Origin of the sequence: Brevibacillus invocatus (assembly GCF_003710915.1) — a bacterium.
Lineage (GTDB): Bacteria > Bacillota > Bacilli > Brevibacillales > Brevibacillaceae > Brevibacillus > Brevibacillus invocatus.
Map to the genome: position 1 here is coordinate 24,861 of NZ_RHHR01000026.1, position 14,073 is coordinate 38,933.

Consider the following 14,073-nt stretch of genomic DNA (forward strand, 5'->3'; position numbering starts at 1 on the left):
TTCACCTGGTTGCCACAGCTAATCAGCCAGAGCAAGCAGGGAAACATCAAATATATAAGGAATCTTGCGGATTTCCTCCATGACCTGTCGCGAGACGACGGCATCTGTCTCTACAGCCATCAGCGCTCGCGATCCGCGGTCGTGCCTGGAAACCTCCATCAGACCTACGTTGATTCGATGCTGCGTCAACACTTTGGCAACCGCTGCAATCATTCCGAAACGATCCTCATGCAAGACCAGCAGCGTCGGGCTGTCAAAGCCCAGCTGGCAAGTAAATCCATTGATTTCAAGCACTTCAATCTTGCCTCCGCCAATCGATACCCCGACGATCTCGATCGTCTCCTTCTCATCAGAGAGCCTGACTCTCGCCGTATTCGGATGCTCCGTCAAAACATTCGAGGTCTTCAGGATGACTTCCATACCTTCATTTTGTGCAATGTTCAACGAATCCTTCAATCTTAAATCCGAAGTCTCAAAATCTAAAATTCCTGCAATTGTCGCTACGTCCGAGCCATGCCCTTGATAGGTTTTTGCAAAAGATCCGTAGAACGTCACCTGAGCGAGTGCCGGCTTTCTGCCGAACAGCCTGCGTGCCACCCTGCCGATCCGTGCAGCTCCTGCCGTATGGGAGCTCGAAGGCCCTACCATGATCGGGCCGATAATATCAAATACGCTTTTGTATTTCAACCGCTTCTCCTCCTGATATCACAAGGGGTACAACGTTCTTGTTTTATTGTATCCTACAGCATATGAAAGCGCTACATATGTTTGGGGTGTTCAGCGGACAGATGTAAGCCAAACCAAAAGCCCCCCTGCGAACGAGGGAGGCTCTCCGATATCTTCCGTGCCTACTCTTTGACCATCATGATGCCCAAGAGGCCTGGACCCGTATGTGTACCGATTACAGGACCGATTTCTAAGACATACGATTCATTGACCTGGAACTCCTGTTTGATGCGCTCCAACAGTTCAGTCGCTTGCTCAGGGACACAGCCATGCAAGACCGCCATCTTTACAGGCTGCCCTTGGGCGTATTCCTGCAAGGTTTCAAGCACACGGTTGAGCGCTTTTTTGGTTCCCCGCACCTTGTCAAAGGCCGAGACGTAACCGGCAGGGTCCAGCATCAAGATCGGCTTGATATTGAGCAGTGATCCGATCACAGCAGATGCCCGTCCAATCCGGCCGCCTTTTTGCAGGAACTCCAATGTATCCACGATGAAGTAGACCTGCACCTCATCCAGATAACGATCGATCATGTCCAGGATTTGCTGCTTATTCTTTCCTGCCTCAGCAGCCTTGGCAGCCTCGACACAGATCATGCCATGCACGAATGCGGCTTTGCGAGAGTCGATCACCGTAATGTCGACTTCATCTTCCATCATCGTCTTGGCAATCATCGCCGATTGATATGTGCCCGAAAGTGCCGCAGACAGGGTGATCACAATGATCTGTACATCTTTCCCATGCTGATCGATGATGCCCTTGTACGCTTCGGCAAAATCGATAGGAGAAGGCTGTGAAGTGGTAGGCAGAGCATCACTTTGCTTCAGCTTATCAAAAAACTCGGTGGAAGAAATCGTGACGCCATCGAGGAAGGTCTCTGATCCGAACATCACCTTCAACGGGACACTCACAATCCCCAACGATTGTCGTACAGATGCTTCAATATCAGAAGCACTGTCGGTAAGAATCACAATGGACATACGCGCATCTCCTCACACGATTACTCTACGGAATAGATAAAGGGATAAAGCGGTTGACCTCCAAAGAGTATCTCGACTTCCACCTCTGGATACACATCCGTCAAAGCGGTCTCCAGTGCTGCCGATTGCTCCTTTGTCGCATCCGCACCCAGGAAGATCGTGACGATCTCTGTGTCTTCGTCGACCATCCCCAGCAAGAGTGTCGTGGCGCTCTCCATCAGATCAGCTCCTGCGGTAACGATCTCCTTTTCTGCGATGCCGATGAAATCGCCCTCTTTAATTTCCACATCACCCATCCGCGTATCGCGTACCGCGTGGGTCACCATACCTGTCTTCACATGCGCAATCGCTTTGCTCATCGCTGCTTCATTGGCGCTCGGCTCTGCACTTGCATTGAACGAAACGAGTGCAGCCATCCCCTGCGGAATGCTCTTGCTCGGAATGACCGAGACTGGCACTTCTGAAAGCTCGGCAGCCTGCTGGGCAGCCATGATGATGTTGCTGTTATTCGGCAGAATGATGATATTCTCAGCGTTCAGATCCCCAATCGCCTTCATGAAATCTTCCGTGCTCGGGTTCATCGTCTGGCCGCCTTCGACCACGACATGGACGCCCATGCTGCGATAGATTTCCGCGATTCCGTCTCCAGCTGCTACCGCGATCAAGCCATAAGGAAGCGCTCCCAACCGCTCAGGTGCGTTACCTTGAGTCTGGTCCTTGCGCTCTTCTGCTTTCAATATATTAGCGTGCTGCTCACGCATGTTCTCGATTTTGATGCGATGCAGGCTGCCGTACTGCTGGGCATACTGCATGACATTACCCGGATGCTCGGCATGAATATGTACCTTTACCACCTCGTCGTCTGAGACAACGAGCAGTGAATCCCCCATCTTGTCCAGTTGATTGCGGAACAAGCTTTCAGAGAACGGCTTCTTGTTCGGCTCTGTGCTATTGGAGAGCCATACCATGAATTCGGTGCAATAACCAAACTTGATATCTTCTGTTTTCATGTGGATTTGCGCATTGTGATGCTCCTGCACCAGTTGATCCAGATTCACCTGATCTACGGGCTTTGACGGTGATTTCTTGGCTTCGTCCACCGTCTCTCCACGCAGCGCGCGCAAAAATCCCTCGTATATGTATAAAAGGCCTTGTCCACCAGAATCGACCACGCCTACCTCTTTCAAAACAGGCAGCATTTCTGGTGTGCGCAATAATGTTTCCTGCGCTTGATCGTATGTTTTCTCCATGACGTGAAGGACGTCATCCGAAGTGCGGGCGACGCGAACAGCCATGTCCGCAGCTTCCCGTGCGACCGTCAGAATAGTCCCTTCCACCGGCTTCATCACCGCCTGGTAGGCAGAATCTACTCCTGATTTGAGCGCATCTGCAAACTGGCGTGCGTTGATCTCCTCTTTCCCGCTAACCGATTTGCTGAAACCACGGAACAGCTGGGACAGGATCACGCCTGAGTTCCCTCTAGCCCCCATCAGCAGACCTTTAGCCAAGGCAGCAGCTGCTTCCGAGATGTTGGAGGACTCTTTGCGAGAAAGCTCCTCTACTCCAGACGTAAGCGTCAAATTCATATTAGTCCCCGTATCGCCATCCGGTACGGGGAACACATTCAATCCATCTACCACTTTGACGTTTCCGGACAGAAGACTTGCTCCCAAATAGACCATCCGGCTAAACTGCACGCCATCTAGACGCGTATGTACCACTGATGTTCCTCCTTACGTATCTCTGTCTGTACGAACCCCTTGTACGAAAATATTGACGGCAGAGACATCAATTCCAACTGTTTGCTCCAAGGTATAACGAACGCGGCGCTGCACATTGCCCGCTACCTCAGAAATTTTCACGCCATAGCTGACGATAATATGCATGTCCAAGATTACTTCGCCATTCTGGTTGTGAACAACGACACCCTTGCTCAGGTTATCCTTTTTCAAAAGCTCAGCGATTCCATCCTTCAACGCTTTTCGGGAAGCCATTCCGACTAGACCAAAAACCTCCATGGCGGCGCCCCCCGCAATTCGTGCGATAACATCTTCCGTAACGTCGATCTTACCCAGAGGGGTGGTTAATTCCACTGTCATGCAAGGACTCCTCCTTTGTTCAACGGCATTGCCGTCATAGGTTTCGCGTAATCATGCTTTCTCCAATTCTACACTAACATATAGGAGAAATGAAGCGTTTTTGTCGATTGCTAGTAGATCTAGTAGGAGTAAAGGGCAAATCCTCATGTCAAGTATTGCAATTGACAGCACTCCTATGCTAATATAGTCGAGTATTTGTATTTCCCATCGAAGGAAATCCCGTTTAGATGCAACAAGGGAGGTGGATCGTAATGGCACGTCGCTGCTTTGTAACTGGTAAATCTGCTAAAGCTGGAAACGCTCGCTCCCACTCCATGCGCGCAACTCGCCGCACCTGGGGTGTTAACGTACAAAAAGTGCGCATTCTTGTAAATGGAAAACCGAAGCGCGTTTATGTAAGTACCCGAGCGCTGAAATCCGGACTCGTAACTCGCGTATAGTGATTTCTCCTACGCGAAAAAAAGCACCCTTGAGGTGCTTTTTTGCATTTCTCCCGACGCTTTCATCCTTGAGGAGGCCCGTGCCACGCCGTCATTTTTTCTTGTTGAATGCCTCTATGACGGCGCGAATCATGCCACCCAGGAACTTCGGCAACTTGATGGTGTAGAACCGCATGTTACCCCTCCTCACCGAAATTACTTCCCACGATACAGATACAAGCCCGCCCCCATGAGTGCCAGCGATAACAGGCTATACCAAACCCACGGAGGTGCCATGTACAGGAAAATGGTGATCCCTCCGACAGCCAATGCAACCCCGAGAACACGTCGCAAGGCGCCCCCCTGTCGCAGGCGAAAGGAGCGCAATCCCATTTCTTGACGCACCTCCTTCAGGTGTTCTCCCAAACGTGCATATTACATCATATTCCGCTGTCGGATAAACATGTATCCTGCTACACGAAAATGTAAAAACGAATGCAGATCTCAGATGAACTCCGAAAAGAAAAAAATCAGGCAACATGATAGCTGCCTGAATACAATATGCAAAGCCTATGATGAATATGCAGGTCCTCTCTATGGGCCGAGATTAAGCCAGTCGGTTGCGAGCAGGCTGCAGCAGCTGAGGCGCTGTGCCGAGCACGATCGACAGAACAATGCCCGAAATCACCATTTCAGGGAGCAGGTACGTGATATTGTACACGAACGAGTACCAGGCGACATTCATCCCCTCAGGCGCAAACTCGCCAAACCAGACGATACCGGAAGTGAAATGGCAAGCAAAGCGTACCAGCACACCTGCCAAAAGAGCGCCCCAGATCGCGACATTGCGCTTTGGCTTGCTCGTGAAATGAGAGATCCGCACGATCCCGACAAACCCCAAAGCCGCAAAGGCAACCGGGTAATCCAGCAAAAGCTGAATCGGGTGAACCACATAACCACCCAAAAAGAGCTGCAATAATCCGACAATCAAACCAGTTAAAATACCAGGAATTATTCCACGACGAACCGCAAGAAGAGCAATCGGCACCATGACCAGAGATACGGATCCTCCTTGGGGCATGGTAAAGACTTTAATTTCACTAAAAACCAGAGCTAGCGCCGCCATCATTGCCATCTCCAGCAATGTAAGCAGTCGATTCCGATCCACAAACCTTCACCCCTTCTCATGTTGATCAAACGAAATAACTGAGTAAAGCCATACACATTCTGGTCTTACTGACCTGATTCTAGCCCAAGTGCCTGTGCGTGTCAAAATGAAAAGTCGCGCTCCACTCGGGAACACGACTTTTGTTCATCGCACCTTTTCCAAAAACTGTTTCGCCCGCTCGCTCGTAGGACGCATAAAGAATTCGGCAGGCGACGCTTCCTCGACCAGACGTCCGGCATCGATGAACAGAATACGATCCGCCACCTCTTCGGCAAATCGCATTTCGTGGGTTACGATTGCCATCGTCATACCGGTGTGGGCCAAGCCCTTCATCACTTCGAGCACCTCTTTGACCATCTCAGGATCGAGTGCGGAGGTCGGTTCATCGAACAGCATGATATCCGGTTCCATGACCAGTGAACGCGCTATGGCCACACGCTGCTTCTGACCGCCTGACAGACGTGATGGATAGGCGTCCGCTTTATCAGCCAAGCCTACACGCTCCAGCAGCTCCTTTGCCTTTTTTTCCGCCTCTGACTTGGACAATCCTTTCACCTTTATAGGAGCGTATGTCAAATTGTTCAGGACTGTCATGTGCGGGAACAAGTGAAAATGCTGAAACACCATGCCGATCTGTTGGCGGATCTTCATAACGTTTGCTTTTGGATCGGTAATTTCCTGTCCATTGATGAAAATGGAGCCACTGGTCGGCTCCTCCATCAGATTGATACAGCGCAAAAGCGTAGATTTGCCTGATCCGGACGGTCCGATAATCGCCACCACTTCGCCTTTGCCGATTTGGGTAGAGATGCCTTTTAGCACCTGCAGCTGTCCGAATGACTTGGTTATCTGATCGACCTTAATCACTTCTTCTCATCCTCCGTTCCACGCCCCTGGCTACCCAAGTCAGGATCATTACCATCACGTAATAGATCATCCCTGCGATGAGAAAAGGCTCGAAGTATCGATAGGTCGTCCCTACGACTACGTTGGAGTTCTTCAAGATATCAGCCAGACCGATTGTAGAGACGAGCGCCGATTCCTTGAGCAAGGCGATTGTTTCGTTCACCAGCGCCGGCAGGATATGTTTAACTCCCTGCGGCAAAATGATATCGAACATCATCCTCCGATAGGGCACGCCGAGCGCTTTTGCCGCCTCCCACTGTCCCTTGTCGACCGCCATAATCCCGCCGCGAATCGTCTCGGAAATATACGCCCCGGAATTCAGAGTAAACGTGATTATAGCTGCTTCAAATGCGGAGATAATGTAGCCCGTCAACTGCGGTGTCGCAAAGTATACAAAGGAAAGCTGCAAAATTAACGGCGTTCCGCGAAACACGGAGGTGTACGCCACAGCAAACCAGTTAAGCGGCCCCAGCTTGGAGATTTTGATCAGGGCAAGAATGGAGCCCCAGATAAAACCCAGTACAACCGAAATCAATGTTACAAGTAACGTGACCTTTATCCCTTCGAAAATAAAAGGGATATAGGGCACGATTTGAGCAAAATCCAAATCCATGCCCTTACCCACCCCTTACGACCGTATTATCATTTTATTGGCCATCACCAAACCACTTGTTGATCAGCTTGTCCATCTCACCGTTTTCTTTCATTTTTTTGAGGACTTGGTTAAAATCTTCTACCAATGGGGAGCCTTTCGGGAATGCAACAGCCGTTCCGTTGGATTCCTCGCTTTGAATCGTAGTAAATTGAAGAGCTTCGTTTTTCGCAACAAAACCTTTTGCTACGTGGTCTTCGATGATCGCAGCGTCCACGCGTCCCGTCTTCACTTCTTCCACAATCTCTCCGATTCGGTTCAAAGAAGTGATTTGCAGACCCTCTACCGTTTTGGCCAAATCTTTAGCGGCCGTCTCTTGAATAGAGCCCAACTGTACGGCTACTTTTTTGCCCGCCAGCTGTTCAGGCTTCGTAATCTGGCTATCCTTTTTGGCAACGAGCGTGTTCTTCGCCTCATGATAGATCTCCGAGAAATCCACATTCTTCAAGCGATCCGGATTGGGGGTCATTCCAGCCATCACAAAATCTGCTCGCTTGGATTGCAAAGACGGAACCAGTCCATCAAAATTCATGTCGTTGACTTGAATTTCATAGCCCAGCTCTTGTCCGATATATTTGGCAATGTCGATATCAAAACCGACAATTTCATCCTTACCGCTGCTCAAATCGTGATATTCATATGGCTGGTAGTCTGCAGAGGTAGCCATGATGAGCGTCTTTTTCTCACCGCTCGGCTGTGTGCCTTCCTGACCTGCCTGTGGCTGTTCTGCCGGTTGTCCAGTACCGGATGGACTGCCTGCTGTACCGCAGCCCGCGATGACCACTGCTGCCAACAAGGAAGAAACGGCTAGAGAAAAAATGGATCTTTTGTTTTTCATGATGAAACCTCCGTGTAGTGTTTTTAAAAAAATTTAATCAACAATTTATATTTATACAACAAAATGATATCTATAATCAATGCTTAAATGAGGAAACTCCTGTTGTTCCTCCGATAGTATGCCCTATTTTTACAGCTTTCCGCCCAGATCCATGATTTTTTAAGCCCTACAACTGGGCAAAAGGATGCAAATACCATTTTCTTAATATTGTTATTCATTTCCATCGTGTATATAATGAAAATGCAAAACTTGACTCCGTCGACAAATCGGCGGAGTCTTGTCTTGTCGTATCAAATGAGAGAGGGAGCGAACAGGCAATGGAAACAGAAACTTTACAACCGATCGAGATGAATCCGGTCGGATTTTGGCGTCGACTTGGGGCCAATCTTTTAGATGGACTTATTATTGGTGTACCGCTAGCACTTCTTTCTTACCTGATCTCCCCAGCCGACGAGAATGACTGGTTTACAAACGCACTCTCTGCCGTTTATTCCCTTCTTCTTCCGGTTCTGTGGTTTGGATATACAGTCGGGAAGAAACTCCTGGGCATTCGGATTGTCAAAATGGACGGCAGTCAAGTCGGGATCGGAACCATGCTGCTTCGCGTGTTCGTAGGCATGTACCTGGTCTACGGCATTACCTTGGGAATAGGAGCCATCGTCAGTGCCATCATGGTAGCTGCACGTGAAGACAAGCGCTCGATTCATGACTTGATCGCAGGTACGTACGTGACTTCCAACAAACCACCTCAGGGATAAGCAAAGCCCCCGATAAACGCAAAAAGGATGTCCAACAGTCAACATTGATTGAAGGACATCCTTTTTTCATAGCTCTATTCTATTTAGCCGCGAATCGCTGCGATCGCTTGAGCGCGGTCAGGTTGATTGAAAACAGCATTTCCTGCCACGAGAACGGTCGCTCCGGCTTCGATACACTGACTGCCGGTATCCTTGTTGACCCCACCGTCAATCTCGATCTCCACATGTCCAAGCCCTCTCTCATCGAGCATGCGTCGCAGCTCTCTGATTTTCGGTACCACGGACGAAATGAAGGATTGGCCGCCAAAGCCTGGGTTGACCGTCATCAAAAGCACCATGTCCAGATCAGGTAGCAGCGACTCAATCGTCACGAGTGGGGTCGCGGGATTCAGGACGACTCCTGCCTTGACGCCTTGTTCCTTGATCAGGTAAATCGTGCGATGCAGATGCCGGCATGCTTCCTGATGGACCGTGATCCAGTCCGCTCCGCTTTTGGCGAATTGCGGAATGTAGCGGTCCGGCTCCTCGATCATCAAATGCACATCGAGAGGCAGCTTCGTAACAGGGCGAATAGCATCCACAATCAAGGGACCAATCGTAATGTTAGGTACAAAATGTCCGTCCATGACATCTACGTGAATCCAGTCTGCCCCTCCCCGTTCGACATCCTGAATTTCTTCACCCAATCGCGCAAAGTTTGCTGACAGGATAGAAGGTGCGATTTTTACCATGGTTTGTTCCTCCGTTGATATTCTTTCAGCTCATCTCTAAATTGCTTGTAGTGTTCATATCTCTCCATGCTGGCTTCTCCTGCTTCCAATGCAGCCTGCACCGCGCATGACGGCTCGCTGATATGAAAGCATCCACGGAATTTGCAGTCTGGACTCAAGGAAGCAAAGTCACGAAAGGAATCAGCCAAATCCTGCTCACTCATGTCCATGAACTCAAGGGAGCTAAAGCCAGGCGTATCCGCAACATACCCTCCGCCTTCCAGTGGAATCAGCTCCACATGGCGTGTCGTATGCTTTCCTCGTCCCAGCTTTTCGCTTACTTCCCCTGTTTGCAGACTGATGCCTGGAAAAAGCAGATTGATCAGCGAAGATTTCCCTACGCCCGACTGGCCCGCAAAAACAGAGATGCGATCGCGCAGCAGCTCTTTTACTTCGGCAATACCGCGCTGGTCTACCTTTGAGGTAGGAATGACCGTGTAGCCAATAGCCTCGTATTTTTTTACAATCTCAGCAATCTCCTCTTCCTCTGCTTGATCCGCTTTGGACAAGACAATGACGGAATCGATTCCTGCACGTTCGGTATGGACGAGAAACTTGTCCAGTAACAAGGAGCTAAACATCGGCTTGTACATGGAAAAAACAAGCACGGCCTGATCGACATTGGAAATGGGTGGGCGCACCAGCTCACTGGTTCGCTCGCCCACTTCCATCACATATCCCTCTTCGTCATTGATCACGTCGTACCTGACCCAGTCACCGACGAGGGGTGTAATCTTTGCTCCCTTTTTCTTGAAAAGTCCGCGAGCACGGCAGCTGTATACACGATCCCCGTCTGCTACGTAGTAGAAACCGCTAAGCGCTTTTACAATCCGTCCTTCTGGCATTTATTACCTCCACATAACTATGGCAAGCTGCTGTACGATATCGGAATCGTCTGGTATTCCATGTATTGGTTGTTTGCACCCTTGATGAACACTCGGATCACGGCATCCTTTTGTGGGGAAAGCACGATCGGAACAATAAACTCCTTGCTCTCGACGATCACTTCTTGCTGGATGCCTTGCTTGTCACCACGCGCATCGGAGACTTCAATCTTGAGATCTACCGACTCTCCTGGTACGACTTCCACATAAACCGGTGCATTGGCGAGCTTGGCGTCGAGCGGGAACTGGCCATTACTGACAGTGAGCGGCACAGCCACACCCTTTTGCACCTGCATGCCGGGATCGTAAGGATGCGTAGAAAGTACGATGCCTTCCCTCTGCTCCGTGTAGGATGGCTCCTTGGTGATCGCTCCGACTGCCAGACCTTTTTTCAATAGCTCAACCTGAGCTTCTTCGGTGGTCTTGCCTCGCACTTCCGGCATGGAGACAAACGATTTGCCTTTGCTGACTTTCACCGTAACGGTATCCTTGCTAGGGTACACCTTCTCGTTGAAGCGAGGCGACTGATCAATGACAACGCCTGCCTCTGCCTCGTCGTCTTCTTGTTCTACAAACGTGATGTTCTCCGCTTTGAATCCAAGCTGCTTCAATTGATCTTCTGCAGTCGAACGCGGCAACGTAATAAGATTAGGCATGTCGACGGCTCGTTGACCCTTGCTCACATAGATCGTCACAGTTGCTTTTTCCTTGAGCCTCATCGGTGGTGCGGGGTCTTGCCTAATGACGATATCCTGCTCAATCGTATCGCTCGCTTCCTCGATCACATTGGCAACCAGCTTGGCATCTTCGATCTTTTGCTTCGCCAGTGTCACATGCGTACCTTCCACAGGCGGAACAGCTACTTCAGGAACAGATGGGAAAAGATTTAAGAGTAAGTTAAATCCGAAAAACGCCAATACGAAAAATAAACCGATGCCTCCGACCCACATGAGCGCTTTTACCCACCATTTTTTCGGTGTTTTTTGCTCTTCATCATCATCGTTTTGCTCATAGCGGCTTCGCTGCCCTGTCCCAGTCCGACCCTTTCCTTGCTTCTCGAGCATGTCCGGTGTAATGATCGGAACCACGCGTGTCTCTTCGTCGTCCACTGGAAAGATCAGTTTTTCCTCGTGCAATCGCTCTGGAAACAGGCAGGTCTCCAAATCTTCCAGCATTTCTCGTGCTGATGCATATCGCAGGAAGGGATCTTTGACCAATGCCTTCAAGATGACGTTTTCCACACTTTGCGGAATACCCGGATTGAGCTGACGCGGCTCTGGAAGCGGCTCCTGCAAATGCTTGAGCGCTACCGAAATCGGCGAGTCACCCGAGAAAGGAAGTTCTCCAGTAACCATCTCATAAAGGACGATCCCCAGAGAGTAAATATCCGATTTCTCTCCGGTAATGCCGCCTCTGGCTTGCTCTGGCGAGAAGTAATGCACCGAGCCGAGCATGGCATTTGTATGGGTAATAGTCGTGGATGTGACGGCCCTGGCGATTCCGAAGTCCGTAACCTTCACACGTCCATTTTTTCCAATCAAGATATTATGCGGTTTAATGTCTCGGTGTATGATTTGATTCTGATGTGCATGGTCCAGCGCATCGCAGATCTGTGCAGCGATCCGCACAGCTTCCTCTACTGGCAGTGCTCCACGCGAGACGATCATTTCTTTTAAAGTCGAGCCTTCCACGTACTCCATGACCATGTAGTGCGTGTCGTTCTCCTGACCTACATCATACACTCCTACGAGATTGGGGTGAGACAAACTGGCAACTGCCTGCGCTTCCCGTCTGAATCGGTTCACAAAGTCTTCGTCAGTCCCGTATTGGGAACGCAGCACTTTGACAGCTACCTGTCTATTCAAAATTAAGTCTCTAGCCTTGTAAACAATCGCCATGCCACCCCCGCCAACGCGGGCTTCCAACTGATACCGTCCACCCAGTCGTAGACCTTCCATCTCTCTCACCCCTCTTTCTGACTAACATCGGGCATGTTGCGGACAGCAACCAGTGTAATATTGTCTTCTCCACCAGCAGCCAATGCCTCATCTACCAGGCCCTCTACCCGAGCCTGCAGTGATACCTCTTTATGTAGCCATTCTTCCATTCTTCTATGATTTACCTTGTTACTCAAACCGTCAGAGCAGATCAGGACAACATCCTCGAAGGACCAATCAAACTGACCTAGATCGATCCGTACGTCTGGCTCCGTCCCTAGGGAGCGCATGATGACATTGCGGTGAGGATGGACGGATGCTTCTTCTTCGGTAATCTGACCGCTCTTGACCAATTCGTTGACCAACGAATGATCTTCCGTTTTCATAAAAAGATTTCCTTCTTTGAAATGATACAATCTACTGTCACCGATATGGGCAGTAATCACGCTGGTGGGGCCCATCAATGCGGCTACGACGGTCGTCCCCATTCCGTTACATTCTGGGTGCTCGATTGCATACTCGTACACTTCTTTGTTTGCGTGAAGAACGGCATTCATCAATTGCTCCCGGGCATCCTCGTCTTCGAGAATGCCGTCCAGAGATTTAAGTTCTTTTACTATTCGCTCAACAGCAAGTCGGCTAGCAATATCGCCAGCCTGATGACCGCCCATACCATCTGCTACAACTGCCAGGACGCGTCCGTTCAGGTCTTCCACGCAGGCAAAGTAATCCTCGTTTACCTGACGGACGCGGCCAACATGAGATTTCGTCGCAATTTCCATGGTTCATATCACCCCACGGTTTCTTTAGCGTGTTGTGCCCTCAGCTGACCACATGCGGCAGCAATATCACTACCGTGCTCACGTCTGATGGTCACGTTGATTCCCTTATCTTCTAAAATCCGTTTAAACTGAAAAATCTCATTGCGCGGTGTGCGCACATAGTCGCGCTCCGGAACGTAGTTGACCGGAATGAGATTGACGTGGCACAGCATATCTCCGATCAGGCTAGCCAGTTCTTCTGCATGCTCAGGCTGATCGTTTTTTCCACCGAAAAGACCGTACTCAAAGCTGATTCTTCTGCCCGTCTTGTTAATGTAATGACGACAAGCCTCCATCAGCTTTTCCAGAGGAAACCCACGGTTGATCGGCATCAGCTGCGTTCTCAGCTCGGTGTTTGGAGCATGCAGCGAGATAGCCAGGTTCACTTGCCCGCCACGATCCGCAAACTCGTAGATTTTCGGCACGATTCCGCTGGTCGAAACGGTAATGTGGCGCGCTCCGATGTTCAAACCGCGATTATCATTAATCACCGACAGGAAAGCCATCAGACTTTCAAAATTCTCAAAGGGCTCGCCAATTCCCATCACAACAACGTGGCTTACACGCTCATCATCGGCGTCCAGCTTGCGTTGTGCCATCAACACCTGCGACACGATCTCGCCGGCGTCCAGATTTCGCTTCAGCCCGCCCAACGTAGAGGCGCAGAAGGTGCATCCGATGCGACAGCCTACCTGTGTGGTCACACAAACGCTGTTGCCGTAGTTGTGACGCATAATCACAGTCTCAATTGCATGGCCATCCACCAGTTGGAACAAAAACTTAATCGTTCCATCCTGTGATTCCTGATGCGTGATTTCTTTCAGCGGATCCATCCGAAATGCGTCTGTCAGCTTTTGGCGCAAGTCCTTGGACAAATTGCTCATCTCGTCAAACGAGGAGACTCTCTTCACATACAGCCAGTCGAAAATTTGTTGTGCACGAAACGCTTTATCACCAGCTTCTACCAACCAGTCCTTCAGCTCGGACTGGGTCAAGCTGTAAATGAGTGGCTTGGCACTCGTATATGTTGTTAATGGCATTGCTGTTCGCACATCCTTAAAAAAAGCTTATAATGTTGCCCTCTTAAAAAACTCATTTGATCATTCTATCATTGTACC

The 14,073-nt window shown here is 49.9% G+C and carries 17 protein-coding genes; 2 read left to right on the top strand and 15 right to left on the bottom strand.

All coding sequences use genetic code 11. From position 1 onward, the window contains the following. Positions 1-18 precede the first annotated feature (18 nt). From sdaAB to EDM52_RS13855, 4 genes are all read right to left on the bottom strand, one after another. Positions 19-687, bottom strand: coding sequence for an L-serine ammonia-lyase, iron-sulfur-dependent subunit beta (sdaAB, locus tag EDM52_RS13840; RefSeq protein ID WP_122909570.1), 669 nt, complete (start codon positions 685-687; stop codon positions 19-21). A gap of 161 nt (positions 688-848) precedes the next feature. After that, the gene (locus EDM52_RS13845; RefSeq protein ID WP_122909571.1) at positions 849-1,703 is read right to left on the bottom strand and encodes a DegV family protein; all 855 of its coding nucleotides are present in this window, start codon (positions 1,701-1,703) and stop codon (positions 849-851) included. A gap of 20 nt (positions 1,704-1,723) precedes the next feature. After that, on the bottom strand, positions 1,724-3,424 hold the full coding sequence (locus tag EDM52_RS13850; RefSeq protein ID WP_122909572.1) for a DAK2 domain-containing protein: 1,701 nt from the start codon (positions 3,422-3,424) through the stop codon (positions 1,724-1,726). Between the two features lie 12 nt (positions 3,425-3,436). After that, positions 3,437-3,802 carry an Asp23/Gls24 family envelope stress response protein gene (locus tag EDM52_RS13855; protein ID WP_122909573.1) on the bottom strand — a complete coding sequence of 122 codons (366 nt, stop codon included), beginning with the start codon at positions 3,800-3,802 and terminating at the stop codon, positions 3,437-3,439. A 251-nt stretch (positions 3,803-4,053) separates the two neighbouring features. Here EDM52_RS13855 and rpmB point away from each other — a divergent pair, with 251 nt between their 5' ends. After that, the gene (gene rpmB / locus EDM52_RS13860; protein WP_005831020.1) at positions 4,054-4,242 is read left to right on the top strand and encodes a 50S ribosomal protein L28; all 189 of its coding nucleotides are present in this window, start codon (positions 4,054-4,056) and stop codon (positions 4,240-4,242) included. A 91-nt stretch (positions 4,243-4,333) separates the two neighbouring features. Here the strand turns inward: rpmB and spoVM are convergent, their stop codons facing one another. The 6 genes from spoVM to EDM52_RS13885 all read right to left on the bottom strand — a co-directional run bounded on the left by spoVM (position 4,334) and on the right by EDM52_RS13885 (position 7,785). Continuing rightward, the gene (spoVM, locus tag EDM52_RS13865; protein WP_023557299.1) at positions 4,334-4,417 is read right to left on the bottom strand and encodes a stage V sporulation protein SpoVM; all 84 of its coding nucleotides are present in this window, start codon (positions 4,415-4,417) and stop codon (positions 4,334-4,336) included. A 20-nt stretch (positions 4,418-4,437) separates the two neighbouring features. Further along, on the bottom strand, positions 4,438-4,614 hold the full coding sequence (locus tag EDM52_RS24720; RefSeq protein WP_183185091.1) for a hypothetical protein: 177 nt from the start codon (positions 4,612-4,614) through the stop codon (positions 4,438-4,440). Positions 4,615-4,828: 214 nt separating this feature from the next. Further along, on the bottom strand, positions 4,829-5,389 hold the full coding sequence (gene thiT, locus EDM52_RS13870) for an energy-coupled thiamine transporter ThiT (RefSeq protein ID WP_122909574.1): 561 nt from the start codon (positions 5,387-5,389) through the stop codon (positions 4,829-4,831). 144 nt (positions 5,390-5,533) lie between these two features. After that, the gene (locus EDM52_RS13875) at positions 5,534-6,256 is read right to left on the bottom strand and encodes an amino acid ABC transporter ATP-binding protein (RefSeq protein WP_122909575.1); all 723 of its coding nucleotides are present in this window, start codon (positions 6,254-6,256) and stop codon (positions 5,534-5,536) included. Further along, positions 6,249-6,908 (bottom strand): amino acid ABC transporter permease, encoded by a 660-nt coding sequence (locus EDM52_RS13880; RefSeq protein WP_122909576.1) that lies wholly within the window; start codon positions 6,906-6,908, stop codon positions 6,249-6,251. The genes EDM52_RS13875 and EDM52_RS13880 overlap by 8 nt, the downstream gene beginning before the upstream one ends. A 34-nt stretch (positions 6,909-6,942) precedes the next feature. After that, on the bottom strand, positions 6,943-7,785 hold the full coding sequence (locus EDM52_RS13885; protein ID WP_122909577.1) for a transporter substrate-binding domain-containing protein: 843 nt from the start codon (positions 7,783-7,785) through the stop codon (positions 6,943-6,945). 317 nt (positions 7,786-8,102) lie between these two features. On the opposite strand from EDM52_RS13885, the gene EDM52_RS13890 reads away from it, so the two are divergent. Continuing rightward, positions 8,103-8,543 carry an RDD family protein gene (locus EDM52_RS13890; protein ID WP_122909578.1) on the top strand — a complete coding sequence of 147 codons (441 nt, stop codon included), beginning with the start codon at positions 8,103-8,105 and terminating at the stop codon, positions 8,541-8,543. An 83-nt stretch (positions 8,544-8,626) separates the two neighbouring features. Here EDM52_RS13890 and rpe read toward each other — a convergent pair whose 3' ends face one another. The 5 genes from rpe to rlmN are packed head-to-tail and all read right to left on the bottom strand — an operon-like array spanning position 8,627 to position 13,995. Continuing rightward, positions 8,627-9,274 (bottom strand): ribulose-phosphate 3-epimerase, encoded by a 648-nt coding sequence (gene rpe / locus EDM52_RS13895; protein WP_122909579.1) that lies wholly within the window; start codon positions 9,272-9,274, stop codon positions 8,627-8,629. Next, on the bottom strand, positions 9,268-10,158 hold the full coding sequence (gene rsgA, locus EDM52_RS13900) for a ribosome small subunit-dependent GTPase A (protein WP_122909580.1): 891 nt from the start codon (positions 10,156-10,158) through the stop codon (positions 9,268-9,270). The genes rpe and rsgA overlap by 7 nt, the downstream gene beginning before the upstream one ends. Before the next feature lie 17 nt (positions 10,159-10,175). Next, the gene (pknB, locus tag EDM52_RS13905) at positions 10,176-12,155 is read right to left on the bottom strand and encodes a Stk1 family PASTA domain-containing Ser/Thr kinase (protein ID WP_122909581.1); all 1,980 of its coding nucleotides are present in this window, start codon (positions 12,153-12,155) and stop codon (positions 10,176-10,178) included. 5 nt (positions 12,156-12,160) lie between these two features. Next, positions 12,161-12,916 carry a Stp1/IreP family PP2C-type Ser/Thr phosphatase gene (locus tag EDM52_RS13910; RefSeq protein WP_122909582.1) on the bottom strand — a complete coding sequence of 252 codons (756 nt, stop codon included), beginning with the start codon at positions 12,914-12,916 and terminating at the stop codon, positions 12,161-12,163. An 8-nt stretch (positions 12,917-12,924) separates the two neighbouring features. Next, positions 12,925-13,995, bottom strand: a complete 1,071-nt coding sequence (gene rlmN / locus EDM52_RS13915; RefSeq protein ID WP_122909583.1) for a dual-specificity RNA methyltransferase RlmN — start codon at positions 13,993-13,995, stop codon at positions 12,925-12,927. Between the last annotated feature and the right edge of the window lie 78 nt (positions 13,996-14,073).

Coding starts and splice junctions, on each gene's coding strand:
- EDM52_RS13845 (WP_122909571.1), bottom strand. CDS start 1,703: ATGTCCATTGTGATTCTTACCGACAGTGCTTCTGATATTGAAGCATCT.
- EDM52_RS13855 (WP_122909573.1), bottom strand. CDS start 3,802: ATGACAGTGGAATTAACCACCCCTCTGGGTAAGATCGACGTTACGGAA.
- rpmB (WP_005831020.1), top strand. CDS start 4,054: ATGGCACGTCGCTGCTTTGTAACTGGTAAATCTGCTAAAGCTGGAAAC.
- spoVM (WP_023557299.1), bottom strand. CDS start 4,417: ATGCGGTTCTACACCATCAAGTTGCCGAAGTTCCTGGGTGGCATGATT.
- EDM52_RS24720 (WP_183185091.1), bottom strand. CDS start 4,614: ATGGGATTGCGCTCCTTTCGCCTGCGACAGGGGGGCGCCTTGCGACGT.
- EDM52_RS13880 (WP_122909576.1), bottom strand. CDS start 6,908: ATGGATTTGGATTTTGCTCAAATCGTGCCCTATATCCCTTTTATTTTC.
- EDM52_RS13885 (WP_122909577.1), bottom strand. CDS start 7,785: ATGAAAAACAAAAGATCCATTTTTTCTCTAGCCGTTTCTTCCTTGTTG.
- EDM52_RS13890 (WP_122909578.1), top strand. CDS start 8,103: ATGGAAACAGAAACTTTACAACCGATCGAGATGAATCCGGTCGGATTT.
- rpe (WP_122909579.1), bottom strand. CDS start 9,274: ATGGTAAAAATCGCACCTTCTATCCTGTCAGCAAACTTTGCGCGATTG.
- rsgA (WP_122909580.1), bottom strand. CDS start 10,158: ATGCCAGAAGGACGGATTGTAAAAGCGCTTAGCGGTTTCTACTACGTA.
- pknB (WP_122909581.1), bottom strand. CDS start 12,155: ATGGAAGGTCTACGACTGGGTGGACGGTATCAGTTGGAAGCCCGCGTT.
- EDM52_RS13910 (WP_122909582.1), bottom strand. CDS start 12,916: ATGGAAATTGCGACGAAATCTCATGTTGGCCGCGTCCGTCAGGTAAAC.
- rlmN (WP_122909583.1), bottom strand. CDS start 13,995: ATGCCATTAACAACATATACGAGTGCCAAGCCACTCATTTACAGCTTG.